The organism is Acinetobacter sp. LF10, assembly GCF_048585715.1.
GTDB lineage: Bacteria > Pseudomonadota > Gammaproteobacteria > Pseudomonadales > Moraxellaceae > Acinetobacter.
Genome location: NZ_CP184160.1, coordinates 746,013 through 770,349, shown reverse-complemented (window position 1 = coordinate 770,349; position 24,337 = coordinate 746,013). Strand labels below are relative to the sequence as shown.

26 protein-coding genes, 3 tRNA genes, 2 pseudogenes and 1 riboswitch are annotated in these 24,337 nt (G+C 40.1%); of the genes and pseudogenes, 15 read left to right on the top strand and 16 right to left on the bottom strand.

Going from position 1 to position 24,337, the window contains the following annotated elements:
- The 8 genes from ACN19N_RS03700 (at position 1) to ribB (ending at position 3,968) form a co-directional block, all read left to right on the top strand.
- Positions 1–75: transfer RNA gene (locus ACN19N_RS03700), tRNA-Gln, on the top strand.
- 17 nt (positions 76–92) lie between these two features.
- Positions 93–167 (top strand) — tRNA-Gln (locus ACN19N_RS03695).
- Positions 168–252: 85 nt separating this feature from the next.
- A tRNA-Gln gene (locus tag ACN19N_RS03690) sits at positions 253–327 on the top strand.
- A gap of 37 nt (positions 328–364) precedes the next feature.
- Positions 365–1,318: a ribose-phosphate pyrophosphokinase gene (locus ACN19N_RS03685; protein WP_004663520.1), complete on the top strand. Its 954-nt coding sequence runs from the start codon at positions 365–367 to the stop codon at positions 1,316–1,318.
- A gap of 97 nt (positions 1,319–1,415) precedes the next feature.
- The gene (gene rplY, locus ACN19N_RS03680) at positions 1,416–1,712 is read left to right on the top strand and encodes a 50S ribosomal protein L25 (protein ID WP_004663523.1); all 297 of its coding nucleotides are present in this window, start codon (positions 1,416–1,418) and stop codon (positions 1,710–1,712) included.
- A gap of 19 nt (positions 1,713–1,731) precedes the next feature.
- Positions 1,732–2,313, top strand: coding sequence for an aminoacyl-tRNA hydrolase (gene pth, locus ACN19N_RS03675; RefSeq protein ID WP_420001993.1), 582 nt, complete (start codon positions 1,732–1,734; stop codon positions 2,311–2,313).
- 146 nt (positions 2,314–2,459) lie between these two features.
- The gene (gene panD / locus ACN19N_RS03670) at positions 2,460–2,840 is read left to right on the top strand and encodes an aspartate 1-decarboxylase (protein WP_269229749.1); all 381 of its coding nucleotides are present in this window, start codon (positions 2,460–2,462) and stop codon (positions 2,838–2,840) included.
- 218 nt (positions 2,841–3,058) lie between these two features.
- Positions 3,059–3,214: riboswitch (FMN riboswitch) on the top strand.
- Positions 3,215–3,308: 94 nt separating this feature from the next.
- Positions 3,309–3,968 (top strand): 3,4-dihydroxy-2-butanone-4-phosphate synthase, encoded by a 660-nt coding sequence (ribB, locus tag ACN19N_RS03665; RefSeq protein WP_420001992.1) that lies wholly within the window; start codon positions 3,309–3,311, stop codon positions 3,966–3,968.
- 50 nt (positions 3,969–4,018) lie between these two features.
- Here the strand turns inward: ribB and ACN19N_RS03660 are convergent, their stop codons facing one another.
- Positions 4,019–4,693, bottom strand: a complete 675-nt coding sequence (locus tag ACN19N_RS03660; RefSeq protein WP_269229747.1) for an HAD-IA family hydrolase — start codon at positions 4,691–4,693, stop codon at positions 4,019–4,021.
- A gap of 93 nt (positions 4,694–4,786) precedes the next feature.
- Here ACN19N_RS03660 and ACN19N_RS03655 point away from each other — a divergent pair, with 93 nt between their 5' ends.
- A complete protein-coding gene (locus ACN19N_RS03655; protein ID WP_293745533.1) occupies positions 4,787–5,554 on the top strand; it encodes a hydroxymethylpyrimidine/phosphomethylpyrimidine kinase in 768 nt (255 codons plus the stop codon).
- Between the two features lie 57 nt (positions 5,555–5,611).
- Here ACN19N_RS03655 and ACN19N_RS03650 read toward each other — a convergent pair.
- Both ACN19N_RS03650 and ACN19N_RS03645 read right to left on the bottom strand, forming a co-directional pair.
- Positions 5,612–6,303 (bottom strand): annotated as a pseudogene (locus ACN19N_RS03650) (SDR family oxidoreductase).
- Between the two features lie 10 nt (positions 6,304–6,313).
- Positions 6,314–6,910, bottom strand: coding sequence for a glutathione S-transferase family protein (locus ACN19N_RS03645; RefSeq protein WP_420002354.1), 597 nt, complete (start codon positions 6,908–6,910; stop codon positions 6,314–6,316).
- Between the two features lie 76 nt (positions 6,911–6,986).
- Between ACN19N_RS03645 and ACN19N_RS03640 the strand changes: the two genes are divergently transcribed.
- Positions 6,987–7,535 carry a TetR/AcrR family transcriptional regulator gene (locus ACN19N_RS03640; RefSeq protein WP_420001991.1) on the top strand — a complete coding sequence of 183 codons (549 nt, stop codon included), beginning with the start codon at positions 6,987–6,989 and terminating at the stop codon, positions 7,533–7,535.
- 158 nt (positions 7,536–7,693) lie between these two features.
- Here the strand turns inward: ACN19N_RS03640 and ACN19N_RS03635 are convergent, their stop codons facing one another.
- From ACN19N_RS03635 to ACN19N_RS03605, 7 genes and pseudogenes are all read right to left on the bottom strand, one after another.
- Positions 7,694–7,936: an acyl carrier protein gene (locus tag ACN19N_RS03635; protein WP_269229744.1), complete on the bottom strand. Its 243-nt coding sequence runs from the start codon at positions 7,934–7,936 to the stop codon at positions 7,694–7,696.
- 367 nt (positions 7,937–8,303) lie between these two features.
- Positions 8,304–8,447: pseudogene (locus ACN19N_RS03630) on the bottom strand (acyl carrier protein); the annotation flags it as partial.
- 185 nt (positions 8,448–8,632) lie between these two features.
- Positions 8,633–8,869, bottom strand: coding sequence for an acyl carrier protein (gene acpP / locus ACN19N_RS03625; RefSeq protein WP_004655272.1), 237 nt, complete (start codon positions 8,867–8,869; stop codon positions 8,633–8,635).
- A gap of 86 nt (positions 8,870–8,955) precedes the next feature.
- On the bottom strand, positions 8,956–9,690 hold the full coding sequence (gene fabG, locus ACN19N_RS03620) for a 3-oxoacyl-ACP reductase FabG (protein ID WP_269229742.1): 735 nt from the start codon (positions 9,688–9,690) through the stop codon (positions 8,956–8,958).
- Entirely contained in the window at positions 9,687–10,679 is a 993-nt protein-coding gene (gene fabD, locus ACN19N_RS03615) for an ACP S-malonyltransferase (protein WP_420001990.1), read from the bottom strand. Before fabD ends, fabG begins: the two co-directional genes overlap by 4 nt.
- A 197-nt stretch (positions 10,680–10,876) precedes the next feature.
- Positions 10,877–11,062, bottom strand: a complete 186-nt coding sequence (gene rpmF, locus ACN19N_RS03610; protein WP_004638135.1) for a 50S ribosomal protein L32 — start codon at positions 11,060–11,062, stop codon at positions 10,877–10,879.
- A 79-nt stretch (positions 11,063–11,141) separates the two neighbouring features.
- On the bottom strand, positions 11,142–11,702 hold the full coding sequence (locus tag ACN19N_RS03605) for a YceD family protein (RefSeq protein WP_269239161.1): 561 nt from the start codon (positions 11,700–11,702) through the stop codon (positions 11,142–11,144).
- 95 nt (positions 11,703–11,797) lie between these two features.
- Here ACN19N_RS03605 and ACN19N_RS03600 point away from each other — a divergent pair, with 95 nt between their 5' ends.
- Together ACN19N_RS03600 and ACN19N_RS03595 are read left to right on the top strand one after the other, a co-directional pair.
- Complete coding sequence (locus tag ACN19N_RS03600; protein WP_269229740.1) at positions 11,798–12,460, top strand: elongation factor P hydroxylase; 663 nt, start codon at positions 11,798–11,800, stop codon at positions 12,458–12,460.
- A 91-nt stretch (positions 12,461–12,551) separates the two neighbouring features.
- Positions 12,552–13,169: an L-threonylcarbamoyladenylate synthase gene (locus tag ACN19N_RS03595; RefSeq protein ID WP_420001989.1), complete on the top strand. Its 618-nt coding sequence runs from the start codon at positions 12,552–12,554 to the stop codon at positions 13,167–13,169.
- Between the two features lie 10 nt (positions 13,170–13,179).
- On the opposite strand, the gene ACN19N_RS03590 is transcribed toward ACN19N_RS03595, so the two are convergent.
- The gene (locus ACN19N_RS03590; protein ID WP_420001988.1) at positions 13,180–13,899 is read right to left on the bottom strand and encodes a GNAT family N-acetyltransferase; all 720 of its coding nucleotides are present in this window, start codon (positions 13,897–13,899) and stop codon (positions 13,180–13,182) included.
- 245 nt (positions 13,900–14,144) lie between these two features.
- Between ACN19N_RS03590 and ACN19N_RS03585 the strand changes: the two genes are divergently transcribed.
- From ACN19N_RS03585 to rluB, 3 genes are read left to right on the top strand one after another with little or no spacing between them, the layout of a single operon-like run.
- Positions 14,145–14,939, top strand: coding sequence for a segregation and condensation protein A (locus tag ACN19N_RS03585; protein ID WP_269229737.1), 795 nt, complete (start codon positions 14,145–14,147; stop codon positions 14,937–14,939).
- Positions 14,936–15,535, top strand: coding sequence for an SMC-Scp complex subunit ScpB (gene scpB, locus ACN19N_RS03580; RefSeq protein WP_420001987.1), 600 nt, complete (start codon positions 14,936–14,938; stop codon positions 15,533–15,535). Before ACN19N_RS03585 ends, scpB begins: the two co-directional genes overlap by 4 nt.
- Positions 15,536–15,575: 40 nt before the next feature.
- Positions 15,576–16,526, top strand: coding sequence for a 23S rRNA pseudouridine(2605) synthase RluB (rluB, locus tag ACN19N_RS03575; RefSeq protein ID WP_269229736.1), 951 nt, complete (start codon positions 15,576–15,578; stop codon positions 16,524–16,526).
- Between the two features lie 57 nt (positions 16,527–16,583).
- Here the strand turns inward: rluB and ACN19N_RS03570 are convergent, their stop codons facing one another.
- The 5 genes from ACN19N_RS03570 to ACN19N_RS03550 all read right to left on the bottom strand — a co-directional run bounded on the left by ACN19N_RS03570 (position 16,584) and on the right by ACN19N_RS03550 (position 24,335).
- Complete coding sequence (locus ACN19N_RS03570; protein WP_269229735.1) at positions 16,584–18,317, bottom strand: ABC transporter ATP-binding protein; 1,734 nt, start codon at positions 18,315–18,317, stop codon at positions 16,584–16,586.
- Between the two features lie 13 nt (positions 18,318–18,330).
- A complete protein-coding gene (locus tag ACN19N_RS03565) occupies positions 18,331–19,473 on the bottom strand; it encodes an ABC transporter permease (protein ID WP_420001986.1) in 1,143 nt (380 codons plus the stop codon).
- Positions 19,474–19,483: 10 nt separating this feature from the next.
- Positions 19,484–20,422: an ABC transporter permease gene (locus ACN19N_RS03560; protein ID WP_293735153.1), complete on the bottom strand. Its 939-nt coding sequence runs from the start codon at positions 20,420–20,422 to the stop codon at positions 19,484–19,486.
- A gap of 12 nt (positions 20,423–20,434) precedes the next feature.
- Positions 20,435–22,453: a M3 family metallopeptidase gene (locus ACN19N_RS03555; protein WP_420001985.1), complete on the bottom strand. Its 2,019-nt coding sequence runs from the start codon at positions 22,451–22,453 to the stop codon at positions 20,435–20,437.
- Positions 22,454–22,520: 67 nt separating this feature from the next.
- Positions 22,521–24,335 (bottom strand): ABC transporter substrate-binding protein, encoded by a 1,815-nt coding sequence (locus ACN19N_RS03550; protein WP_420002353.1) that lies wholly within the window; start codon positions 24,333–24,335, stop codon positions 22,521–22,523.
- Between the last annotated feature and the right edge of the window lie 2 nt (positions 24,336–24,337).

The window sequence follows — 24,337 nt, the reverse complement described above, 5'->3', positions numbered from 1 at the left end:
AGGGGCGTCGCCAAGTGGTAAGGCACCGGGTTTTGATCTCGGCATCCGTTGGTTCGAATCCAGCCGCCCCTGCCATTACATATTATCAAATTAGGGGCGTCGCCAAGTGGTAAGGCACCGGGTTTTGATCTCGGCATCCGTTGGTTCGAATCCAGCCGCCCCTGCCATATCTTTAGACAGACTTGTTTTATATCGATACTTGCTCAATTATATTGACATTATCATACAAAACGATTAAAGTTCTGCCGCATTAGGGGCGTCGCCAAGTGGTAAGGCACCGGGTTTTGATCTCGGCATCCGTTGGTTCGAATCCAGCCGCCCCTGCCATCCAAATTCATTATAAGCCAACCGCCAAGGGTGCTTCATGCCCAATCTTGTCGTTTTTAGTGGAAGTGCTCATCCACATTTCGCCCAAAAAGTCGTAAGCCATTTACATATCCCTCTCGGTGCTGCTTCTGTAAGCAAGTTTTCTGATGGTGAAATTTCAGTTGAAATTACTGAAAATGTTCGTGGTAAAGACGTTTTTATCGTTCAATCTACTTGTGCGCCTACCAACGATAACCTGATGGAAATCTTGGTCATGGCTGATGCTTTGCGTCGTGCAAGTGCTGGTCGTATCACTGCAGTCATTCCGTATTTCGGTTATGCACGTCAAGATCGTCGTCCACGTTCTGCTCGTGTTCCAATTACTGCAAAAGTTGTTGCAGACATGCTGACAACTGTAGGTATTGACCGTGTGGTAATGATCGACTTACACGCAGACCAAATTCAAGGTTTCTTCGATATCCCTGTTGATAACATCTATGGTACGCCAGCGTTGTTAGCTGATTTACGTCAACAACAACATGACAACTTAATGGTTGTATCTCCTGACGTAGGTGGTGTTGTTCGTGCACGTGCTGTTGCAAAACAGCTAGGTGATATCGATTTAGCGATTATTGATAAACGTCGCCAAAAAGCAAATGAGTCACAAGTGATGCATTTGATTGGTGATGTAAAAGATCGTGACTGTGTCATTGTTGATGACATGGTAGATACAGCAGGTACGCTTTGCAAAGCTGCGGATGCACTGAAACAATTTGGTGCTCGTCGAGTAATTGCTTATGCGACTCACCCTGTTTTATCAGGCAAAGCGATTGATAACCTTCGTAACTCTGTTATTGATGAACTCGTTGTTACTGACACGATTCCTCTTTCAGATGAAGCAGCGAACCTAGGTAAAATTCGCCAAGTTTCTGTTGCAAGCATGGTTGCTGAAACAATTCGTCGTATCAATAACGAAGAATCTATTAGCGCTATGTTCGATAGTTATCTATAATAGCCCAGCTTTTTTTCTTAAACCCTAGCTCGCTAGGGTTTTTCTATCACTAAACTGGTCGCAAGTTTAGTTACTCAAACTCAATGAGGATATGCCCATGGCAAACTTCGTATTAAACGCTCAAGCACGTGAAGTAGCACAACAAGGGAAAGGTTCGAGCCGCCGCCTTCGCCACGCTGCTCAAATCCCAGCAATCATCTATGGTGGTAGCGCTGAGCCTGTAGCCGTTACTTTAGAGCTTCGTGAAATCGTTAAAGCTTTAGAAAACAACGCTTTCTTCGAAGAAGTTATCGAAATCAAAATCGGTGATAAAGTTGAAAACGTTAAAATCCAAGCGTTACAACGTCACCCAGCTAAAAACACACCTATGCACGCTGACTTCAAACGCGCATAAGTGTTAAAGGCGTAAATTAGTGTCAAATATTTCGCTAATTGTTGGTTTGGGTAATCCTGGTAAGGAATATGCCCAAACCCGCCATAATGCAGGTTTCTGGTTCGTAGAACAGCTTGCAGATCGTTATGGTATTTCTTTAAAGGCTGATCCAAAATTTCATGGATACAGCGGTCGTGGTCAAATTGATGGTCATGACGTACGTTTACTCTTACCTACCACTTTCATGAACCGTTCTGGTCAAAGTGTCGTACCATTTGCCAAATTTTATCAAGTTGCACCTGAAGCAATTCTTGTTGCTCATGATGAACTCGATATGGATCCTGGCATTATTCGTTTAAAATCAGGTGGTGGACATGGCGGACATAATGGTCTTCGCGACATCGTTCCACATATTGGTGCTAATTTCCATCGCTTACGCATAGGAATTGGACATCCTGGTTCTAAAGAACGTGTTTCTGGTCATGTGCTTGGCAAAGCTCCTAGCAGTGAACAAGCTTTAATAGATGCAGCGATTGATCATGCCTTATCAAAAGTGAAAATGCTTGTCGATGGACAAGTTTCACAGGCCATGAATCAAATTAATGCATACAAACCCGCTTAAATTTAAACTGAATTGTTGATCAATCACGCTTGCCATATTGCATTTTTAAGCGCAAAATGCGCATCAAACCGCCTATCGCCAGCGGGAAACGTGACAAGTCAACCAATAAGATATTCATCTTAGGTCTTACTCAGGAGACGCTAGCCATGCTATCTCGTTTATTAAAATGTAAAATTCACCGTGCAGTTGTCACTCATGCAGAACTTCATTACGAAGGTTCTTGTGCAATTGATGGTGTATTAATGGACTTAGCAGGGATTCGTGAATACGAAGAAATCCACGTATGGAACGTAACGAACGGCAAACGCTTCACAACTTATGCAATTCGTGGTGAAGAAGATTCTGGTATCATTTCAGTCAATGGTGGCGCAGCGCACCAAGCTGATGTGGGTGATTTAGTCATTATTGCAACTTTTGGTGATTTCACTGAAGTAGAAGCAAACCTCCACAAACCACGTTTGGTTTATGCAAATCCAGACAATACAGTCAATCACACAGCAAACTGTATTCCTGTACAAATTGCATAAGCAGTAAAAAATTCCTAAAAAGCCAGTCAATATGAACTGGCTTTTTTTATGGCTGGGTCAATACCAAATGCTAAATGGAACTCATCAAAACAATTCAAAAACAATGATTTCTCCACGACAAAACCGAAACTTCATTTGCTTAAATTCATATTTCAATAGAACGATCCATTTCATAAATAGTTCCCTTTCCTCTCAAAAAACTAGCTATAATCAAAGCACATCGCTTCAGGGCGGGGTGTAATTCCCCACCGGTGGTAAGTTAGGCTTTGATCATCACCGACCTAATCAGCCCACGAGCCTGTATATATTTATATACTCGCAGATTTGGTGAGATGCCAAAGCCGACGGTATAGTCCGGATGAAAGAAGACGAAATTACCAGAACAACTTTGGTTCGTTTTGGTGCGCGCTTATTTTTACATCAGTCCTGAAATGTTCAACCGTATCCTATTTACGAGAGCGTTTCATTATGTCGAGTTTAATTCAACCCGAACTTTTCTTTTCAGCCCTTTCTCCTGCTGAACAACGTATTCAACAAGCTTTAGAAGACATCCGCCAAGGCAAACCCGTCTTGGTTATGGATGATTTTGACCGCGAAAATGAAGCCGACTTAATTATTGCTGCTGAAACACTCACTGTCGAAACCATGGCACGAATGATTCGTGATGGCTCTGGTATTGTATGTTTATGCTTAACCGAAGAGCTAGCCGATCATTTAGAACTCCCACCAATGGTGGTCGACAATTCTAGCCAATTTAAAACAGCATTCACGGTAACGATCGAAGCAGCTCAAGACGTTACGACAGGTGTTTCTGCTAAAGATCGCGTAACAACAGTTTTAGCTGCCACTAAAGATGGTGCTGTTGCAAGTGACTTGAGTCGCCCAGGTCATGTATTTCCATTACGCGCACGTGATGGCGGTGTATTAACTCGCCGTGGACATACCGAAGGAACCATTGATTTAGCTCGCTTGGCTGGCTTAAAACCATCAGGTGTATTATGTGAATTGACTAATCCTGATGGTTCTATGGCATCAGGTATTCAAGTTTTGGCTTATGCTCAAACACATGGTTTAACACTCATTAGTATTGAAGAATTAGTTCAATATCGCTTGAAGCATAATCTCTAATCAAAGAATAAAAAGCCTCGAATCATCGAGGCTTTCCATTACTTCAATGGTTATGAAACTTTTCGTTCCACATTAAGTTCATCAACTTTGCTGATCAATTGGCTGAATTGTGAGATTTGGGCAATCGGTTGTGCCTGAACGAGTTCTTCTGCTGTTCCATAACCATAATTTACAGCAATGGTTTCAATACCATTGGCACGCGCACCAATCACATCATATTGGCGATCGCCCACCATGATACATTGCCGTGCATCCAACTGCTCTTTTTCCAGAATATAAGCAATCAAATCAGCTTTATTAGTACGCTCACCGGTTAATTCACTACCATACATTTCAGTAAAATATTGATCTAATTCAAAATGAGCCAAAATGCGTTTCGCATAAACAGTCGGTTTTGCTGTCGCTAAAAATAATTGATAACCTTGTACTTGTAACTGTTGCAACGTTTCTACCACTGTTGCATAAACTTCATTTTCAAATAAGCCAGTCACTGAAAAACGCTCGCGATAAGCAAGTAACGCTTGTTCAGCAAAATCATCATCCTGAGTATTTAATAACTTCGCTAATGAGGCTTTCAACGGAGGTCCAATCGTCCAATCCAAATCAACCTCATCGGCTAAAGGATGACCCAATTTTTCTAAAGCATAACGAATTGAGCGATGAATACCCGCTTTAGGGTCAGTTAAAGTCCCATCTAAATCAATCAGAATATTTTTGATCGTCATTCGTTCAATCTCTTAAAGCCTTACATAACATAGTCGAGAGTTTCTCGAAACTCCCATATACTAGCCTAAATGAGAGAATAAAAGGAAATGGCTGTGCGTCCTACCGTACTATGTTTTTCAGGTTTAGATCCATCGGGTGGTGCTGGCTTACAAGCAGATATTGAAGCAATTGGGCAAAGTGGCGCACATGCAGCAATTGCTTGTACTGCTTTAACCATTCAAAATTCGCAACAAGTGTTTGGTTTTGAAGCCACTTCAAAAGAGTTACTACTTGCTCAAGCAAATGCGGTAGTGGGTGATTTACCCATTAAATGTGTAAAATCAGGCATGCTGGGTACCACCGATAATATCGCAGCCTTAGCTGAGTTTTTAGGTCAACATCCAGATTATCTATATGTACTCGATCCAGTTTTAGTGGCAAATAGCGGAGGTTCACTCGGTGATCAAGCAACATTAGTTAAAGCATTTGTTGAATTAATTCCATTGGCAACCGTGATCACCCCCAATACCGTTGAATTAAGAGCCTTAACAGGTATTGATGATATTGAGCAAGCCACTCAAAAATTATTTGAAATGGGTGCAAAAGCGGTATTAGTCAAAGGTGGACATGAAGATACACCTGATCATATTCGTAATGTACTTTATGCTGACGGCAAAATGATTGCTGAAAGCCATTGCCCACGTTTAGACGGACAATATCATGGTTCTGGCTGTTCTTTGGCAAGTTTTATTGCAGGACGTTTAGCCTTAGGTGATTCACTTAAAATTGCTGTCCAACATGCCGAAACATGGTTGTTTGGCGTATTAAAAAATGCCGAAACACCCGTATTGAATGGGCAAAAAATTCCAAAACGCTTTTAATACTTTAGTGGCAATGAATAGAAATATGCAGGTTTCTATTCATTTGCTCAAGATACACTAACGATAGTTCACACCATTATTCAAATCAAAAACTTCACCACTTAAACAATTGGGTGCTGCATCCGCTAACCAAAATGCCATATCTGCAATTTCTTGTGCTTGGCAAAACTGCTGATTCAAAGTGGCTTCTTTTAAACGTTTCTGTCTGTCAATCGGAATCTTTTGCATCATCTGAGTTTCAACAGGACCAGGTGCGAGGCTAAAGGTTTGAATATGATACTGGGCATGACTTCAAGCTAAACTACGCATCCCATTTATCAACCCTGCTTTTGAAATTCCATACCAAATATCAGGATGTCCCATTTGCCCTGCAATTGATGCAATACTAATGATGCGCCCAGATTGCTGTGTTTTAAACACACTCTCAGCAACATCAATACTCAACTGCATGGTATGAATCAGATTTACATTCATAATTTTTGCATTTCTTCCCATGTATATGAACTTGCTGTAAGTGTATTCATATAACCAGCATTATTAATCAGAATATCAAACTGCCCAATCTGCTGAATTGCGTTCTCAAGCTGATCATAATGCAGCATATCTGCTTGCCAATGATGTAAATTAGGATGTGAATATTGTGGTACATGGCGAGAAATATTATGCACTTCATAATGCTGATCTAAGAATTTCTGGGCAATTGCTTGCCCAATCCCTTGACTTGCTCCAGTGATAACCACTTTTTTCATCATCAACCTATTATTCATCTAATTCAATAAAATGCGGTAATTGTTGGAAACGTGCTAGCCAAGCTTGAACATCTGGATATTGATCTAATTCAATGTTTCCTTGATGCGCTAAAGCGATGTAGGGGTAACAGGCAATGTCTGCAATCGTAGCTGATTCACCAACCAACCAATGTCTTGTTTTTAAATGTTGATTCACCACTGCTAATGATGCATGTGACATCACAGTGACATGCTCGATATCAATATTCGGTTTCTTGATCAAATGAAATGCCCGAGCTGCCGATAAACTAGAAGCAATTCTTTGGTTAGCAAAAAACAACCACTCTAAAACATGCGTCATTACGATTGTTTCTTGTGGAAACCAAAGCTGATGAGCATCATATGTTTTGGCTAGATAGCATAAAATTGCCTGTGAATCATGGATATGCCTCCCCTGATCTTCTAGCACAGGAATCTGCCCTAAAGGATTCAGTTTTAAAAAATGCTCTGTCTTTTGCTCTTGGTCAGCTAAATTTATAGAGACTTTTTCGTAGTCTAAATTCAGAAATGAAAGTAACAATCTGATTTTGTAACAATTTCCTGAGATTACAGTATTATAAAGTTTGATTGTCATCTTCTTTTGTGGTTATAGTTTTACTGTACCGAACGATCGGTGCAAGAACAAGTGATCTGAGTAATTTTTTATGGATAAACCAACATTGATTCGATCTTTGTTAAGTATTTTTAGAGAATACGGCTATGAAGGTGCATCTTTATCTAAAATCTCAGAACGTACAGGTTTAGGTAAAGCCAGTTTGTACCATCATTTTCCAAATGGAAAACAACAAATGGCACAAGAGGTTTTGAGCTATTTAGAACAATGGCGCGAAGACAATATTTTTACTCATCTACAAAGCAGTACCCCGCCCATTCAACGCTTAGAAGCTTTAACAAATTCATTGAAGCAGGTGTACGAAAATGGTCATGTGGCATGCATTTTGGCAGTTTTGACCTTGAGTGAAGCTCACCAAATCTTCTTACCTCAAATCCAACCTGTCTTTTTAAGATTGATTGAAAACATTGCACTCGTTTTACAAGATGCAGGAATGACAGAGGATCAAGCTTTAGAACGGGCACAAGATTCCGTGATACGCATTCAAGGGGCTTTAATCTTATCTAGAGCATTACAAAGCCCAACGCCTTTTTTACAATTAATGGATAAACTTCCTAAACAATTATTAAATCATATTTGAATTCTATAAAAAGGCGCATAGCGCGCCTTCTTGACTTGACGCAATTATCATCATAAGTACGTCTTGTAAATCTATGTATATTTTTAAGTTAATTCTTCATAGAGAACCACAAAAAATGACTCCATGCTGCTTTCGATCAGCTCAAAGCATCATGCAATTTACGCATCTTCTCCCACAATATTCGCCATATAATCAATTGCAGATCGAACTGTGATAATTTTCTCTGCCTCTTCATATGGAATTTGAATACCAAACTCTCCTTCCAAAGCCATAATGAGTTCAACTACAGCCAATGAATCAGCACCTAAATCCTCTGTAAAAGATGCGTTAGGCAAAACCTCATCTTCATCCACACGCAATTCTTCAATGATGATTTCTTTAATACGTTTTGCGATATCCATAAAATTCCCTTTTGTTGTTATGATCTAATAAATTATTTTTAATAGCATAAACTTTATACACTCAAATAAATTATTTGCATATTAATAGTTTATTTTTTCTTGTAAAAATATGTATTTATTCTTTCAAGCATAAAATTAAATATCTAAAAAATCAGCTTTTTCTTAGCTTAAATCTAACTATCTTCTCCTACATGAGCTGCCACATAATCAATAGCATTACGGACTGAGAGAATTTTTTCTGCCTCTTCATCTGGAATCTCAATACCAAACTATAGTCAAACCACTTTATTATTCATACATGATTCGAAAAAAAACTCGAAATCACTCATCGACTGAGTTGTATTAGTTTTATAATGATTTGACTATATTCTTCAAAAGCCATAATCAGCTCAACAACACCCAAAGAGTCAGCGCCTAAATCATCTATAAAAGTTGCATTTGGTACAACTTCATCTTCATCTTCACCAAGCTGCTCAATGATGATTTGTTTAATACGGTTGTCTATATTCATAAAGTTTCCTTTTGTTTTTATGATTTAGTAAGTTATTTTAAATAGAGTAAATTTTATACATCTAAATAAATTATTCTCATATTTATCGTTTATTTTTCTTGTAAGATATTTTTACATCTATTCATATGAAAAGTTGAACATATAAAAAAGCCACCGAAAAGGTGGCTTTTAATCATGCGATATGATTAACCAAGTTTTTTGGTTACATAATCAATTGCAGATTGAACAGTCGTGATTTCATTAGAATCTTCGTCTGGAATCGTGATGTCAAAATCATTTTCGAAAGACATTACAAGTTCAACCAAATCTAAAGAGTCAGCACCTAAGTCATCCATAAAAGATGCTTCGTTTTTAATCTCTTCGGCACGCATACCTAATTGTTCAGCTACGGCTTGTTTGATGCGTTGTTCGATATCGCTCACAGGAATTCTCCTCATTGCTTGTGGCGTTTTAATTTGCCACTAGTTTAATTGAATATAAAAACTTTTAAAAGTTTATACATCGCCAGTTAGGCCATGTATAGCCCACCATTTACGTGTAAAACTGTACCAGTAATGTAACTAGCCTTATCACTAGCCAAGAAACTCACTGCATCAGCAATATCTTGAGGTTCACCTAGACGACTTAAAGCTACTTGATCAGTCATTTTTTTACGAATATCTTCGCTTAACTGATCAGTCATTTCAGTGGCAATGAAACCAGGTGCAACACTGTTCACTGTAATCTGACGACTCCCCATCTCTTTGGCTAAGCTACGACTGAATGCTTCAATCCCTGCTTTTGCTGCTGAGTAGTTCGCCTGTCCAGGGTTGGCAAAATGTGCAACCACTGAACTAATGTTAATAATGCGGCCAAAACGTGCTTTGGTCATGCCCTTCAATACACGCTTAGATAAGCGGTAAACGGCTTTGAGGTGAATGTTGAGAATATCATCCCAATCATCTTCAGACATACGAAGTAGCAAATTATCTTTGGTAATGCCTGCATTGTTGACCAATACCAACACTGAACCATATTTTTGCTCAATGTCTGAGACAAGTGCATCAATCGCTGTGCCATCACGAACATCGAGTACAGCACCTGCTCCATGTTCAGCAAAACTTTCTGTGAGTTTTTGCGCGCCTGATTCAGAAGTCGCGGTACCAACTACAAAAAAACCGTCTTGAATGAGTTGCTGTGCAATTGCTGCGCCAATACCACGGCTTGCTCCTGTCACTAACGCAACTTTTCGTTGTTGTGTCATGCAATTTTTCCTTCTGCCACTAACACTGCGTTTAGGGCATCTTCCATACGTGCTTTGCTATCAATCGCAAATGCTTTTTCTATGTTGGGTAATCGCTTGGCAAGATTGCTGAGTACTGTGCCTGGTCCACATTCAACCACATACTGCACACCTTCATCTTGAAGATATTGCATGGTACGTGTCCATTGAACTGACTGATATAACTGAGCCGTTAATGCCTGACGTAATTGAGCAACATCTGTCGCGATTTCCGCGTTGACATTTTGTATTACAGGAAGGTGGGGTAGCTCAATGGCAGTTTGTTCCAAAGCTTCAGCAAACTTTTCAGCCGCTGGTTTCATCAGTGTGCAATGTGACGGAACAGAAACAGGCAATGCAATCGCTTTACCAGATTGCTCTTTTGCTTCAGCCATGACTTGCTGAACCAGAGCTATACTGCCTGCAATCACCACCTGACCTTGCGCATTATAATTCGCCGCTTCAACCGAACCTTGACCAGCCGCAGTTGCATTCACTTTTTGGCAAAGCTCGATCACTTTCTCATCGGCTAAACCAAGAATTGCAGCCATTGCGCCTGTACCTTGAGGAACAGCACTCTGCATCAATTTTCCGCGTAAATGGACTAATTTAACCGCGTCAGCTAGAGTCATTGCCTCTGCTGCAACAAGCGCACTATATTCTCCCAAAGAATGTCCAGCCAAGTATTTCGGTGCTATACCACCTAACTCTAACCATACACGCCATAAGGCAATACTTGCTGTTAGCAAAACTGGTTGAGTATTTTCAGTTTGGTCTAAACCCTCACCACTTTGGGAAATCTGCCAAAGATCAAAACCAAGTGCTGCTGATGCTTCTGCAAAGGTATCTCGAACGACACTAAACTGCTCTGCAAGCTCAGCCAGCATCCCTACTTTTTGTGAACCCTGACCAGGAAAAACAAATGCTGTTTTTGTTGCTTGAGCAGCCTGCTCAAGTCGCTTAATCGACATATAAAAATCCTTAAAATGGTCTATCGCCAGTTTTATCAACACTCATGATTCTACATAAGAATGACAACAGACTCTTTTCCGATGCGGCAATTTACCATTGATTAAATCGTTTTTTAATTGCGAAAAACAACAAAAAAGGGAGCTTTCGCTCCCATTTTTTTTATACTTTAAGCTAACGCTTAATGCATATAACTCAATTATTCAGCATCAGCTGCTTTAGCGAATAATTGACGACCACGGTAAATACCGTCTTTAGTCACGTGGTGACGACGATGAGTTTCACCAGTAGTTTGGTCTACAGATAATGCATTCTCGGTTAAAGCGTCATGTGAACGGCGCATGTCACGGCGAGAGCGACTTTTACGGTTTTGCTGAACGGCCATGATGGCTCCTTACAAAGATCGAAAAAATGGATCAGAACAAATTCAGTTGTCTTAACTCAACAGGATAACACAATTTGTGTTATGAGTTAAGTTTGCCTTTCAAACTTGCCAAAACATCAAACGGATTATCCCGTTTTTCTTCGACAACGTCCTGAACGACAGGTTGATGTTTATGCTCACAAACATCATGTTTGGGAGACAAAGGCATCAACAATAACAATTCATCTTCTAGTAATGCGAGTAAATCAATCGAAGCAGGTGTATCAATACTCCCTTTTTTCGACGATTCACTTTCACCTAAAACGATGAAATCAGCATCCTCATCCAATCGCTCTATCAGTGACTCATCATCAATTAAAGCTAAATGAAATTCTGAGACTAATTCAATTTCAACAGGTCCCAAACAACGTTGGCATTCCATTGGAACTTTAGTATCAATATGTCCATCTAACCATACAATGCGATGATAGGCATCCATTGATAGCTTACAGTCTATGTTGATCAATTGATCATCAATTGAACCAACAGCTTCTCGAGCAATACGAGCAAAGCGAGACAATGGCAGTGTTCCTGACCATGTATAGCCCTGTTCAGCCCATTTAAATGGCTCGATTTGGCTTGGAAAAGTATTTGCTGACATAATTAAGGCGGCAATTCTACAAATTCATCGGTACTCTGTCAAAGATTAAGATACAATTTTGCACTTCTTTAGACAGAACTCGTGGTAACACAGCAATGCATCTGTTGCAGCCGCAACTTGAAGTAACAACTTCATCACTTGTTAGCCCCCATTCAATCAATGCTCCTATGTTAACACCAGATCAAGTGCAACGCTCATCTTGGCAAGAGTTAACAACAGAACCAGAACAGGTTGATTGGCTTATTTTACACTTTAATGATTGGTTTTCCCACCATAATGTCACGCTTGTTAAAGGTGATTTTGAACCAGAATATTTCCCAGCGATAAATCAACAACCTGCAAAAATCCAATTTGCACATGGTTTCTTTAACAGTGCCTTACATGAAATTAGTCATTGGAGTATTTCAGGTGAAAAACGTCGCCTTTTACCTGATTTAGGTTATTGGTATGCACCCGATGGTCGTACTGCAGAACAGCAAGCTTTATTTGAACAAGTTGAAATTAAGCCTCAAGCCATTGAATGGTTATTTGCAACAGCCTTTGGTCGAAAGTTTCGTGTCTCTTTAGATAACCTAACGGGTGATAGCGGCAATGGGACACAATTTAAAGATAATGTTTTTGCTCAAGTACAACGTTATTTTTCAGGTGAAGCCACTTTACCACGAGATGCTGCACTTTTTATTCACTATATCTGTGTTTGTACCCGTAATGGCTTACCATTACAACTAAATGAATTTAAACGTGAATTACTTGATTGAATGACAAAATTAACACATCTAAGACTTGCATCTTTACTAGAACAAGTTTCATACTTAATTCAGCCATAAAGATCAGGGAGTTACAATAATAATGTTACATTTACATATTCATCCTGAAAATCCACAGGCTCGCTTAATCACACAAGCCGTTGAACGTATTCGTGCGGGTGATGTGGTGGTTTATCCAACTGATGCAGCCTATGCGATTGGTTGTCAAATCGGAAATAAAAGCGCGATGGAGCGAATAGCTCAAATTCGTGGCTTAGGTCCTAAACATCAATATGCCATTATGTGTTGTGATTTATCGGATATTGCAACTTATGCAAAAGTCGATAATGCGATGTACAGACTGTTAAAAGCCAATACCCCTGCTATTACTACATTTATTTTACCTGCCACCAGTGAAGTGCCAAAGCGCTTAATGCACCCAAAGAAAAAAACAATTGGTCTGCGCATTCCAAGTAATCCTGTTGCACAAGCTTTATTACAAGAACTTGGTGAACCGTTATTAACCAGTACATTGATCTTGCCTGATCAAAAAGATCCGCTTGATGATCCTTATGATATTGAAAATCAACTGGCCAAACGAATTGACGTGTTTATTGATAGTGGTTTTGGCACTTTATCGACTACGAGTATTGTAGATTTATCAGGAGAAAATCCTGTAGTTGTCCGTCGTGGTTTGGGTGATGTCAGTGCTTTTGAGTAAGCACTGATCTTTAGTCGATAAAAAATTCTGACAGACGTTGTTTCTGAAAACCCTGCGCATCAAAATTATCAGGACTCAGCCATTGCTGATAGGTTTTCTCCAAGTCTAACCATTCTTCATCAATAATTGAAAACCATACAGTATTTCGATTTCGTCCTTTTATGATCCGATCTTGGCGAAATAAGCCTTCATACTGAAAACCGAAGCGTAAAGCAGCAGCTTTAGAAGGCGCATTACAATCATCACATTTCCATTCAATACGTCTAAAACCTTGTGCAAAACATTGTTCTAGCAGTAAAAAAATTGTTTCAGTTGATGCCTTTGATTTTTTCATTTTATGTGAAAAATAAACATTACCAATCTCAATCACGCCATGCCCAAGCCTCGGATTTAACAAAGCAACCCAACCTTGTATCTCTTCAGCAACTTGAATTAGAAAGTGAGTGGAATCTTTAAAGCCGAATAAGTTGTCTAATGAATCTTTTAAACTATGTTGGCTATGTGGGGCAGAATATGGCAGATAAGTCCAGCATTGCTCATCGGGTTCTGTGGATACAGCTTCCCATAACTGTTCTGCGACCTGATTCGTAATTCCATCTGCTACATCAATCAACTGAACGTATTGCCCAAATAATTTTCCATGCACGGGTGAAGTTGTCACATTTTCTTCAAGCGAAAAGCCTATCGTTTGTCCGAACTGATTCTGTTGTGTTTTTAAATAATTTTTCATGGTGACTTATAGTTTAGAAATATGATGTTTAATGGCAGATTTAAGCATAAGATTTTTATATCATCCATATTCGCTTGCATAAGTATAGAAAATACCCTGAGAACTTTAAGGTTTTTGTAAGTGAGTAATTTATTAAATGAAGGATTTCGATTAGAATAGGCTTGCTTGTAGCATGTGTCACTTTCTTGAACACAAAAAAATCATCCTTTCATGCTTTTGAAAATTCGCGTGGCTTATAAACGGTAATGAATCAAATTCTTCCTTCGACCTTGGAATTAATTCCTTCCATTCGTGTGCTTGACGAGTGGCAAGAAGTCATACCTGAAGATTTATATATACCACCTGCTGCATTTGAAATTTTACTGGAGCAATTTGAAGGACCATTAGACTTTCTGATTTATTTGATTCAGAAAAATGGCTTTGATCTTTTACAGTTAGATATTTCACCAATTGCAACCCAGTATTTATCCTATATGGATAGTATGAAATCACTCAATATTGAGTTAACAGCGGATTATATGGTGATGGCTGCATTACTTGCTGACTTAAAATCACGCTTACTTCTACCCAAGCCAAAAGTTTTGGATCAATTTGAAAAAGATCCTAAACAAGAATTGATTGATCGTTTAGAAACATACCTCCGTATTAAGCAAGCAGCTGAACGATTGGGGCAAATGCCAATCTTTGAAAGAGATACTTTTAGTGCCAATGTAAGTATTGGACATATTGCTCCAATTTATGAAGGTTATGATGTTGATGCCTTACGTGATGCACTATTTTGTGTGTTTAATCGTCCAGAACCGATCACACATATTGTTGCTCAGGAACCAGTACTGCTCGAAGAACGCATAGCATTTATTGAAAGCCAACTTGCATCAGGTCAAGCATTAAGTTTTATAGAATTATTAAATCCTATGCAAGGTCGTATGGGCATGGTGGTGACTTTTATGGCAGTGCTTGAACTCACGCGCCAGCAAAAAATTCAAATCATCCATACAGGTGTCGAAGCTCCTTTAACAGTTCAAGGCATTGCAGCATGAGTTTAGATCCATTTGACACCAATGAAGAAATGTCACTTGAAGATATTCATCACGATGTCTTATTACAGATTGAAGCAATTTTGTTCGCTAGTGACTCACCAGTTTCACTTGCACGACTAAAAGAAGCATTTCAAAACCAATATAATAAACAACAATTACGTCATTTTTTGCAGCAACTTGCGATGTTGCAACATGGCCGTTCAATTGAGTTAATTGAGACGGCTCAAGGGTTCCGTTTTCAGGTGCGAGCAAAGTATCGCAATATTATTGCGCAGGTTTGGCCAGAACGCCCAACTAAATTATCGCCCTCGCTACTCGAAACAGTCGCAGTGATTGCATACCATCAGCCTGTTACACGTGCTGATATTGAACAGATTCGTGGTGTATCGAATAATAGTCAGATCTTGAGAAACTTATTTGACTGGAACTGGATCAAAGAATCTGGTTTTAGAGATCTACCTGGAAGACCTGCGTTGTTAGTCACAACGCCCCAATTTTTAAATGCATTTGGTTTAGCTTCGCTAGGTCAATTGCCTCCCCTGCAGAACGCCAAGGAAGCATTCATGACACTCGATGCACATGCACCGAAGTCTTGAGAGGTGAACTGTTGATCATTATGTCTAAGGTTGTGCTGTCATGAGTGAAAAATTACAAAAGGTTTTAGCGAGAGTCGGGTTAGGCTCACGTCGCTATATGGAGGAAGTCATTGCTGCTGGTCGCGTTAGTATCAATGGGAAAATTGCTCAAGTGGGTGAACGTATTGAACCTACAGATGAACTCCGTATCGATGGTCGTAAAGTTCAGTTTCAGATTGAAGATGAAATTCGCCGCCGTGTTCTCATTTACTATAAACCAGAGGGTGAAATTTGCTCACGCAATGATCCTGAGAAACGTCCAACTGTATTTGATCATTTACCACAAATCGCCAATGATCGTTGGGTGATGGTAGGGCGTCTGGATATTAACAGTACTGGTTTATTGTTATTCACGAATGATGGTGAACTTGCGAATCGTTTGATGCATCCTTCAAATGAAGTTGAGCGTGAATATGCCGTTCGTGTGATGGGTGAAGTCACGCCACAAATTCGCAATAACATGCTGAAAGGTGTAGAACTCGAAGATGGTCCAGCGAAATTTGAATCATTCTCTGAAATTGGCGGTGAAGGTATCAACCGTTGGTATCAAGTTGTGGTTAAAGAAGGTCGTAATCGCGAAGTACGTCGTATCTTTGAATCACAAAGCTTAAAAGTAAGTCGCTTGTTACGTACCCGTTATGGCACTGTCATTTTGCCACGTGAATTACGTACAGGTCGTTGGATGGAATTAGATAAAACTGATATCGACAACTTAGCGAAATCAGTGGAATTAAAACCACGTCAAGGTACTGGCTTATTTGGTATGGCAAAACGTCGTACTGAAAAAATGGCAGAAAAACCATTGACTGCACGTCGTGGTGGTTATTTACGTCAACAACGCCGTGACGATGAGCAAAATCAATCACAGCAACAGCAACGTCCAAGCGGTAATGGCAACAATAACAATGGTCGTAAAACCATTGGTTTTAATAAAGGCTTTAAGAAGTTCTAATTCTTGGCTTTAAAATGAAAAAACGCTCTGATTAGAGCGTTTTTTTATGCTTGAATTTTAATGATGATGGCTTACTCCCTGCGGAATGGCATTCAGCAGTTTCTTGGTATATTCATGTTGTGGATGTAAATACAACTCATCTGAATTGGCAATTTCAACCAATTCCCCATGATTCATCACCATCACCTGATCAGAAATATATTTCACTACAGATAAATCATGCGAAATAAAGATATAACTCAAACCAAATTCATCCTGTAGGTCCTGCAATAAATTCAAAACTTGCGCCTGCACCGAAACATCCAAAGCAGAAACGGATTCATCACAGATCAAAATCTCAGGTTTTAAAGTCAGACAGCGTGCGATGGCAATCCGTTGTCGCTGACCACCTGAAAATTCATGTGGATAACGATCATAGGCTTGCGCAGGCAAACTGACTCGTTCTAACAGTTCCAATGCCATCTTTTTACGCTCGACATCATTTTGACCAATACCATGAATTCGCATTGGCTCCAATAAAATCTGCCCGATGGTAAAGCGTGGATTGAGTGAAGCATAAGGGTTCTGGAAAATAATTTGAATCTTACGCTGATACCGTGAAAATTCTTTCTCAGTCATGGCAAGAATATCTTTTCCACCAATCAAGGCTTGTCCGCCTGTCGCCTCATGTAAACGCATCAGCAATAAACCAATCGTGGTTTTACCTGAACCTGACTCGCCAACGAGACCAAGGGTTTTGCCTTTAGCCAGTTGGAAGGACACGCCTTTTACGGCCTGAAATTCCTCTCGCCCCCATAAACCTTTACGGCTATAAAACGACTTTTTCAGATCTTTAACATCAAGCACAATCGGCTCATCACCAGACAAACCACGGACACGCTGTTTCAGATTTAATTCGGACAAATGGGTTGCTTCAATCAGTTGTCCATTTTCGTCCTGCTTCATAAAATCACTGGTCACAGGTAAACGGTATGGACGTGTTGAAAGTTGTGGTCGGCAATGCAACAAAGCACGGGTATACACATCTTTCGGCTGTTCCAGCACTTGTTCAACAGCGCCACATTCACGGATTTCACCATGACGCATCACGATCACTTCATCAGCAATTTCGCCAACCAGTGCTAGATCATGGGTAATAAACAGCATCGACATCTGATGACGTTGACGTAAGGATTCTAATAAATCAATGATCTGCTTTTGAATGGTGACATCTAATGCCGTGGTCGGTTCATCCGCAATCAATAATTTTGGTTCACAGGCGATTGCCATCGCAATCATAACCCTTTGCTGCTGACCACCAGAAAGCTGGCTTGGATAAGCATCTATTTTTGTTTCAGGTGCAGGGATACCGACTTCTCGAAGTAACTCAAGCACTCGTATTCTGGCTTGCTTGCGTCCCATGCCCAAATGAATGCACAGCACTTCGGCAATTTGATCTCCCACTGTAAAGACAGGATTCAACGAGGACATCGGCTCTTGGAAAATCATGGCAATTTCCTTACCACAGATTTTCCGAATTTCTTTTGCAGATAAATTCAGTAAATCCTTACCCTCAAAAGTAATACGACTTTGCGCTGCAATTTGACTTTGTCCTTTCGGTAATAAACCCATCACCGCCAATGAAGTCACAGACTTACCACTGCCCGACTCACCAACCAGTGCCACAGTTTTATTTTTTGGAATTGAAAATGAAATGCCTTTAACAGTTTCGATCCATTGTTTATTTTCGCCTTTAAAGCTGATCTGAAGATCGTCTACTTGTAATAGCAGTGTTTCATTTTGATGTTGCATATTTTTCTCTCCGCTATTTCAACTTAGGATCTAAAGCATCACGCAATGCATCAGTAAACATGGAGAATGCTGTGACCAGAATAGCCATTGCAATCGATGCAGCAGCCAGTTGCCACCATTTGCCTAAAATCAATTCACTTTGTGCTTCATTCAACATACTGCCCCATGACACCACACCAACAGGAACACCAAAACCAAGGAAGCTCAGAATCACTTCAGATTTAATGAATGACACCACCAGAATCGAAATTTGAACCAACGCGATATGACTGACATTCGGAAAAATATGCACAAACATACGGCGTAAATGGCTAACACCAATGGCTTTTGCGGCAAGCACATATTCACGCGATTTGTGCTTCATATATTCAGCACGAACCAAACGAAATACCCCAGTCCAACCCGTTAGACCTAAAATCAAAACAATTGACAAAATTCCTTTTTGTTGGAGTACCGCAGCGATCGCGAGCACTAATAGCAGATAAGGAATCGAAGTGAAAATGTTATAGAACCAGTTCAGTACATCATCAATCCAACCGCCAAAATAACCTGCAATCGCGCCAAGAAAAGTACCAATCACCACCGCCAATAAAGCCGATAACAAACCGACCAGAATTGAGGTTTCAGCACCTTTAATAGTTTTGAGCAAAACATCTTGTCCCCACTTATCTGCACCAAAAGGCAACGTGGTTTTTAACTCTTGTTTTTGATCGAGTAGATGCCCACCAAGCTGTTGATCAATTTGCAGCATATCCTCTGCTAAAGGATCAATCATGCCATAGCGATCAATCGCAGAACTGCTTTGTTGCTCAGCCTGAATTTCCGCATTGAGCTGTTGGATTACATCTTTCAATGGATCGACTGGATTTTCGGGTAAAGTTGCTGCGCTTTCAGTATTTACCTTAATTTGATCAGACTCGGCATCCACTCCTAAAAATGTCGGTGGCGCATAACTGACAGCCACTTCTTTATTCCAATTTGAGGCAATTACGCCTGTCATCGATAATGCGAGCAAGATGAAATAAAACAACACCACCAAGAAAGAAACCACGGCGATTCGATCTGATTTCAATCGATTCAAGGCCAAATGCCAGAGTCCTTCTGATGCAGGAGATTCACTTGATGAGGATTTGCCTTTAAAAATTGTACTGAGCATTGTCATCCTCCTATTTCAACTGTACGCGAGGATCGAGGAGCTTATAAATCAGATCGGCGATCAAGTTAAAAATCATGGTGACCGCAGCGATATATACGGTGATGGCTTTAATCACAGGAAAATCACTGCGTTCAACCGCAATAATAATTTCACGTCCGATGCCTGGAATACCAAAGAAACGTTCAATCAAGAAAGCACCAATCAATAAGGCAGGCAGACTAGCCATTACTTCAGTGACAATTGGAATCGATGCATTACGCAAAACATGCACACTCAGTACCCGAGACTCCCCCACACCTTTGGCACGCGCAGTCCGCACATAATCTTGGTTAATTTCATCTAGGACGAAGCTTCGATATAAACGTAGTGTTGGGGCAATGCTCACCACCAACATGATTAAGATAGGTAGCAAAGAATATTGGAATAAGTTTTGACTAAACTGATCACTCCAGCCCTGTACGGGGAACCAACTGAGTTGGTATGCCAACACATACTGGAACACGATGATATACACTAAAATACTGATCGACATGCCGATGGTACATAACATCATCACCATGCGATCTGTCAGTGATCCACGAACTGAAGCAACCGCTAAAGCAAGGATAATTGAAATCACTGTTTGTAAAATCGTCAGTGGAATCAATAAAGTCAGTGAAGGCCCTAAACGGGTCAGAATAATCTGTGATACAGGCTCTCCCGTACTCCAGCTCGCACCATAATCGAAAGTCAGAATCTGTTCAATAAAAATCCATAATTGCACATAATAGGGCTGATCAACGCCCAATTGTTTACGGATGTTTTCAATTTGCTCGGGGTTGGACATTTTTCCTGCCAAAATATATGCAGGATCGCCCCCCACCCAGTTAAACAAGAAGAAAATCAGCAAAATGACACCCAACATGGTCGGGATCATTTGCCATAGTCTACGCACGACATAAGCAAGCATAATGGTAAATCCTTATTTGACCCGTTGACCTGTAATTTCACTAAAGAAAGCTTTGTTATCTGGTTCTCTACCTAAGAAGTCTTTGACCAATTGCGCTGCATTTTTTTGGCTGCCTTGAGATAAAATCGTTTGGCGGTAACGCTGACCCACTTCTGGATTATTCAAGTTATCACCGAAAGCAGACAACATATCCAGAGCCAATACTTCAGACCACATATAACCATAATAGCCCGCTTGATAGCCCATCAGATGTCCAAACTGCCCAGGAAATTCAGTATTCGGCACATAGCCTAGAGCGGTTGCGGATTCCATTTTTTTCCAGACATCCATCGGCTGTACTTTGAGTGCATCAGCGCCATGCAATGCCATATCATATTGTGCATAAAGCGTTTGGCGTGCATACCCTAATCCACGTCCATAATTATGCACAGCTTTTAATCGTGCAATCAGTGCATCATCCACTCTCGGACAAGCAGGATCACAGTAGTCAGCCACTTTGGATAAAGTCTCTTTACGGCGCGCCCATTCTTCATACATTTGCGATGGCGCTTCAACAAAATCATGCTCTACTGATGTTCCTGACTGACCTGAATAGCGGGTTTTTGACAAAATTCCATGTAAAGCATGACCAAACTCATGCACAAAAGTTTCAAGCTCATTGCTGTTTAAACCTTTACGATTAAAATTGGTCACTAATACTGAGATTGGTTTACGTTTACTCAGCGTACTGCCCCCATATACGCCCCATACTGCTGCATGACCATATTTACCTTCACGTGGGAACTTATCCATATATAAGCTACCCAATATCTCACCTGTTTTTTGGTCTACAACATCGTAATATTCGACTTCTTGTTGCCATGTATCCACTTTAGCGGCTTTAAACTGAATACCATACAAATTCTCAGAAATTGCAAATAACCATTTCTGTGCGGCGAGTGTTGGGAAATAATCACGCAGTTTTTCTTGGTCAATTTGGTACTTATCTTTACGGAGTTTTTCGCTCCAATACCCGACATTCCAACGGTTAATTTCAGCTTTATCCAAAGAAATATTTAAGGTTTTTGCTTTAAACGTACGTAACTCCTGTACCTCTTTTTGCTCTAAAGGTGCCACGACTTTATGAATATCTGCTAAGAAGTTATTCACTGTTTTTGGTGTTTTCGCCATGCGTTTTTTTAAAGCCCAATCGGCATAGCTAGGCTGACCAAATAGCTGTGCCAATTCATAACGTAAGTCGATAATCTGTTTAAGGAGGACTAAATTCTTTTCTGTACCACGACGTGTAAATGCCGTTTGATAACGTTTTTTTGCATCATCACTGTCTGAAAGTTCCATAAAAGGTTGATATTCAGGATATTCAAAACCCAATAAATAATTGCCTTTATCATTTTTCTTTAAGCCTGAAATATAACTTTCAGGTAGTCCCTTTAATTCGACTGGCGTGAATTCTAATTTTTCAGGATTGTCGCGGACATTACGAGAGAACTCTTGCGAAAGTTTGGTGAGCTCATCCAATATATGTTTTAAACGTGTTCTTTTTTCAGGTGCAAGCTGCACGCCTGTATCTTCAAATTGATCAAGAATATCTTGACGATATTTACGATCAATTGGATCTGTCGTTTGGGTATTTTTAATCCGTTGATACAATTTTGGGTTCTGATAAATTTCAGTCTGCAACTGATTGATTTTTACTTCACAATCATCAGCAGCCTTACGAAATTTCGCATCGGGATCCACGTTGCTATATAAGCTAATTGGCCCAGAAAAGTCCTCAAAACTTGCCATCAATTGATCCCATTCAGCTAGAACGGGTGCAGCTGTCGATTGCGGTTGAATGAATTGGCTTTCTAATTGAGAAATACGCTGTTGTAACTTTTGTAAATTCGCATCACACCATTCTGCACTGTCATTCAATTTAAAAATAGGTAAAGTCGCAGTTGTATTCTCTGCCCATACACCTTGGCTTAATCCCGTAATCATCAGCGATAACAGACCCAGCGTCGATTGTTTCAACATGTTCTTCGCCATTATTATTTCTCTCCAATTTAATTTCATTCATATATTGTTTAGGTTTCTCACGAACCTTCTTTCGACACTATGGTTTGTTTTGTTGAATATCGATGTACATCCACTCTGCGGGCAGAATTGGGTGTTTTTTATAACCAATCACTCGAGGTTGGGCTACGACAGTACGGTAACGGGTCGACATGAATTGTACAGGCGCATAAAACTCTAACAACCGTGACATTTTGCGATATAACAAATTCCGTTCAGAACCATCAGCAAGTTTCAAAGACTGTTCATATAAACGATCATATTCTGGCAATTTAAAACAAGTATGGTTGGTGGCATGAATATTGTTGCCATAAAACAACTGCACAAAGTTGTCTGCATCAGGATAGTCTGCAATCCAAGCAGAAGCTTTAAACATGGTTTTACATTGTTTTTCAGCCTTTAAACCTTCTGCAAAAGGCACAGGTTTAGAAACCATATTGACTTTAATATTGGCTAATTCCTTCTTTAGAAGTTCAGCCATCTGCATACTTCGCGCACTGCTACTGGATGGCATAAATTCAATCACCAGTGGCTTGCCATTCGGCAACATCCGCCAACCATCTTTGCCCACTTTGTAGTTATAACGATCAAGTAATAAATTTGCTGCTTTGACGGAATACGGAATGCTGCTTTTATAATTGGGATCATGCCCCGCGACACCATAAGGAATCGGCGATTCTAATTTTTTGGCGTTCCCTTTCGCTAAAATGCTGATAAATTTCTCTTTAGAGATTGCCATCGCCATTGCACGGCGCAAAGCAATTTTCTCTTTACTCACGCCACCGACCACAGGGTTTTGTATATTCCAATACAAGTAATCAATTGAAGGGTCAGCAATACGTGAAAGTTGAATTCCTTTTTTTGCTAACTCTGGCTTTAATTGACCGTCTTTTAAAGCTTGTGCAGGTAATTCACCATCTAAAGTAAATATATCTAGCCCATCTTTTTGGAACGATAACCATCCTGACTGTGATTCTTCAATCACCTGAATATCGACCACACCAATCTGCGGCATTTTTTTGCCTTGCATTTGCTGTACGATTTTCTGATCTTCAGGATTGGTCGCTTTAAAATTCCATGTGTAACCGCGATAATCAGGATTAGCTTTCAAAATAATACGCGAGCCTGGTGTCCATTGTGCGAGAACATAAGGCCCTGTTCCCACAGGATGTCCCATCACATAGCCTGCTTGATCACGATAATGTTCAACCACTTCGCGAGCGACTGCACCTGTTGGCTGATGTGCAAGCAACATTGGGAAATTATAGTTTGGTTCTTTTAATCGAATCACCAAGGTATAACGATCAGGTGTTTGTAGCCCTGCAATCGGCTGATCGTAATTAAATTTTCCATTTTTCGTTGCTTGCTGGATAGCACTATCTATTCCTGAGATACGTCCCTCAAACAACCAACTGTTGGGTGAATGTAGATTTGGATCGAGCAATCGTTTAAAAGAATAGGCATAGTCTGCTGCGATTAATTCTCTCGCTTTGCCTTTAAATACAGGATCAGGGCTGAAATAAATCCCTTTTTTTATTCGAATGGTATAGGTCAAACCATCGGTACTTACTTCTGGCAAAGCCACCGCCGTATTTGGAACGAGTTTTGCGGGTGAAGCTAGATAGTCATAGGTATATAACGTTTCAAACACTGAATACAAAATATGTGCTGAATATAAATCTTGTACTGCGACAGGATCAAATCCAGTCTCAGCCACGGGAAAAGCATAACGTAACACTTTTTTTGGATCGGCAGGGCTTTTCGCTTCTGTAATCGTTACCCCTAGACTTAATGTTGTCCCCAATAACAGCGCCAGACTAGTCCGTTGCATCGAAAGTTTAAAATTTTGCTTCATCA

Bases quoted from the DNA above. Each gene is read 5' to 3' on its own strand.
- scpB (WP_420001987.1), top strand. From the start codon at position 14,936: ATGAGTTTAGATCCATTTGACACCAATGAAGAAATGTCACTTGAAGAT.
- ACN19N_RS03595 (WP_420001989.1), top strand. From the start codon at position 12,552: ATGTTACATTTACATATTCATCCTGAAAATCCACAGGCTCGCTTAATC.
- rluB (WP_269229736.1), top strand. From the start codon at position 15,576: ATGAGTGAAAAATTACAAAAGGTTTTAGCGAGAGTCGGGTTAGGCTCA.
- ACN19N_RS03660 (WP_269229747.1), bottom strand. From the start codon at position 4,693: ATGACGATCAAAAATATTCTGATTGATTTAGATGGGACTTTAACTGAC.
- fabD (WP_420001990.1), bottom strand. From the start codon at position 10,679: ATGTCGATTAAGCGACTTGAGCAGGCTGCTCAAGCAACAAAAACAGCA.
- ACN19N_RS03600 (WP_269229740.1), top strand. From the start codon at position 11,798: ATGCATCTGTTGCAGCCGCAACTTGAAGTAACAACTTCATCACTTGTT.
- ACN19N_RS03590 (WP_420001988.1), bottom strand. From the start codon at position 13,899: ATGAAAAATTATTTAAAAACACAACAGAATCAGTTCGGACAAACGATA.
- ACN19N_RS03685 (WP_004663520.1), top strand. From the start codon at position 365: ATGCCCAATCTTGTCGTTTTTAGTGGAAGTGCTCATCCACATTTCGCC.
- ACN19N_RS03570 (WP_269229735.1), bottom strand. From the start codon at position 18,317: ATGCAACATCAAAATGAAACACTGCTATTACAAGTAGACGATCTTCAG.
- rplY (WP_004663523.1), top strand. From the start codon at position 1,416: ATGGCAAACTTCGTATTAAACGCTCAAGCACGTGAAGTAGCACAACAA.
- ACN19N_RS03640 (WP_420001991.1), top strand. From the start codon at position 6,987: ATGGATAAACCAACATTGATTCGATCTTTGTTAAGTATTTTTAGAGAA.
- ACN19N_RS03565 (WP_420001986.1), bottom strand. From the start codon at position 19,473: ATGCTCAGTACAATTTTTAAAGGCAAATCCTCATCAAGTGAATCTCCT.
- rpmF (WP_004638135.1), bottom strand. From the start codon at position 11,062: ATGGCCGTTCAGCAAAACCGTAAAAGTCGCTCTCGCCGTGACATGCGC.
- ACN19N_RS03550 (WP_420002353.1), bottom strand. From the start codon at position 24,335: ATGAAGCAAAATTTTAAACTTTCGATGCAACGGACTAGTCTGGCGCTG.
- ribB (WP_420001992.1), top strand. From the start codon at position 3,309: ATGTCGAGTTTAATTCAACCCGAACTTTTCTTTTCAGCCCTTTCTCCT.
- ACN19N_RS03605 (WP_269239161.1), bottom strand. From the start codon at position 11,702: ATGTCAGCAAATACTTTTCCAAGCCAAATCGAGCCATTTAAATGGGCT.
- ACN19N_RS03560 (WP_293735153.1), bottom strand. From the start codon at position 20,422: ATGCTTGCTTATGTCGTGCGTAGACTATGGCAAATGATCCCGACCATG.
- ACN19N_RS03635 (WP_269229744.1), bottom strand. From the start codon at position 7,936: ATGGATATCGCAAAACGTATTAAAGAAATCATCATTGAAGAATTGCGT.
- fabG (WP_269229742.1), bottom strand. From the start codon at position 9,690: ATGACACAACAACGAAAAGTTGCGTTAGTGACAGGAGCAAGCCGTGGT.
- ACN19N_RS03555 (WP_420001985.1), bottom strand. From the start codon at position 22,453: ATGGCGAAGAACATGTTGAAACAATCGACGCTGGGTCTGTTATCGCTG.
- panD (WP_269229749.1), top strand. From the start codon at position 2,460: ATGCTATCTCGTTTATTAAAATGTAAAATTCACCGTGCAGTTGTCACT.
- ACN19N_RS03585 (WP_269229737.1), top strand. From the start codon at position 14,145: ATGAATCAAATTCTTCCTTCGACCTTGGAATTAATTCCTTCCATTCGT.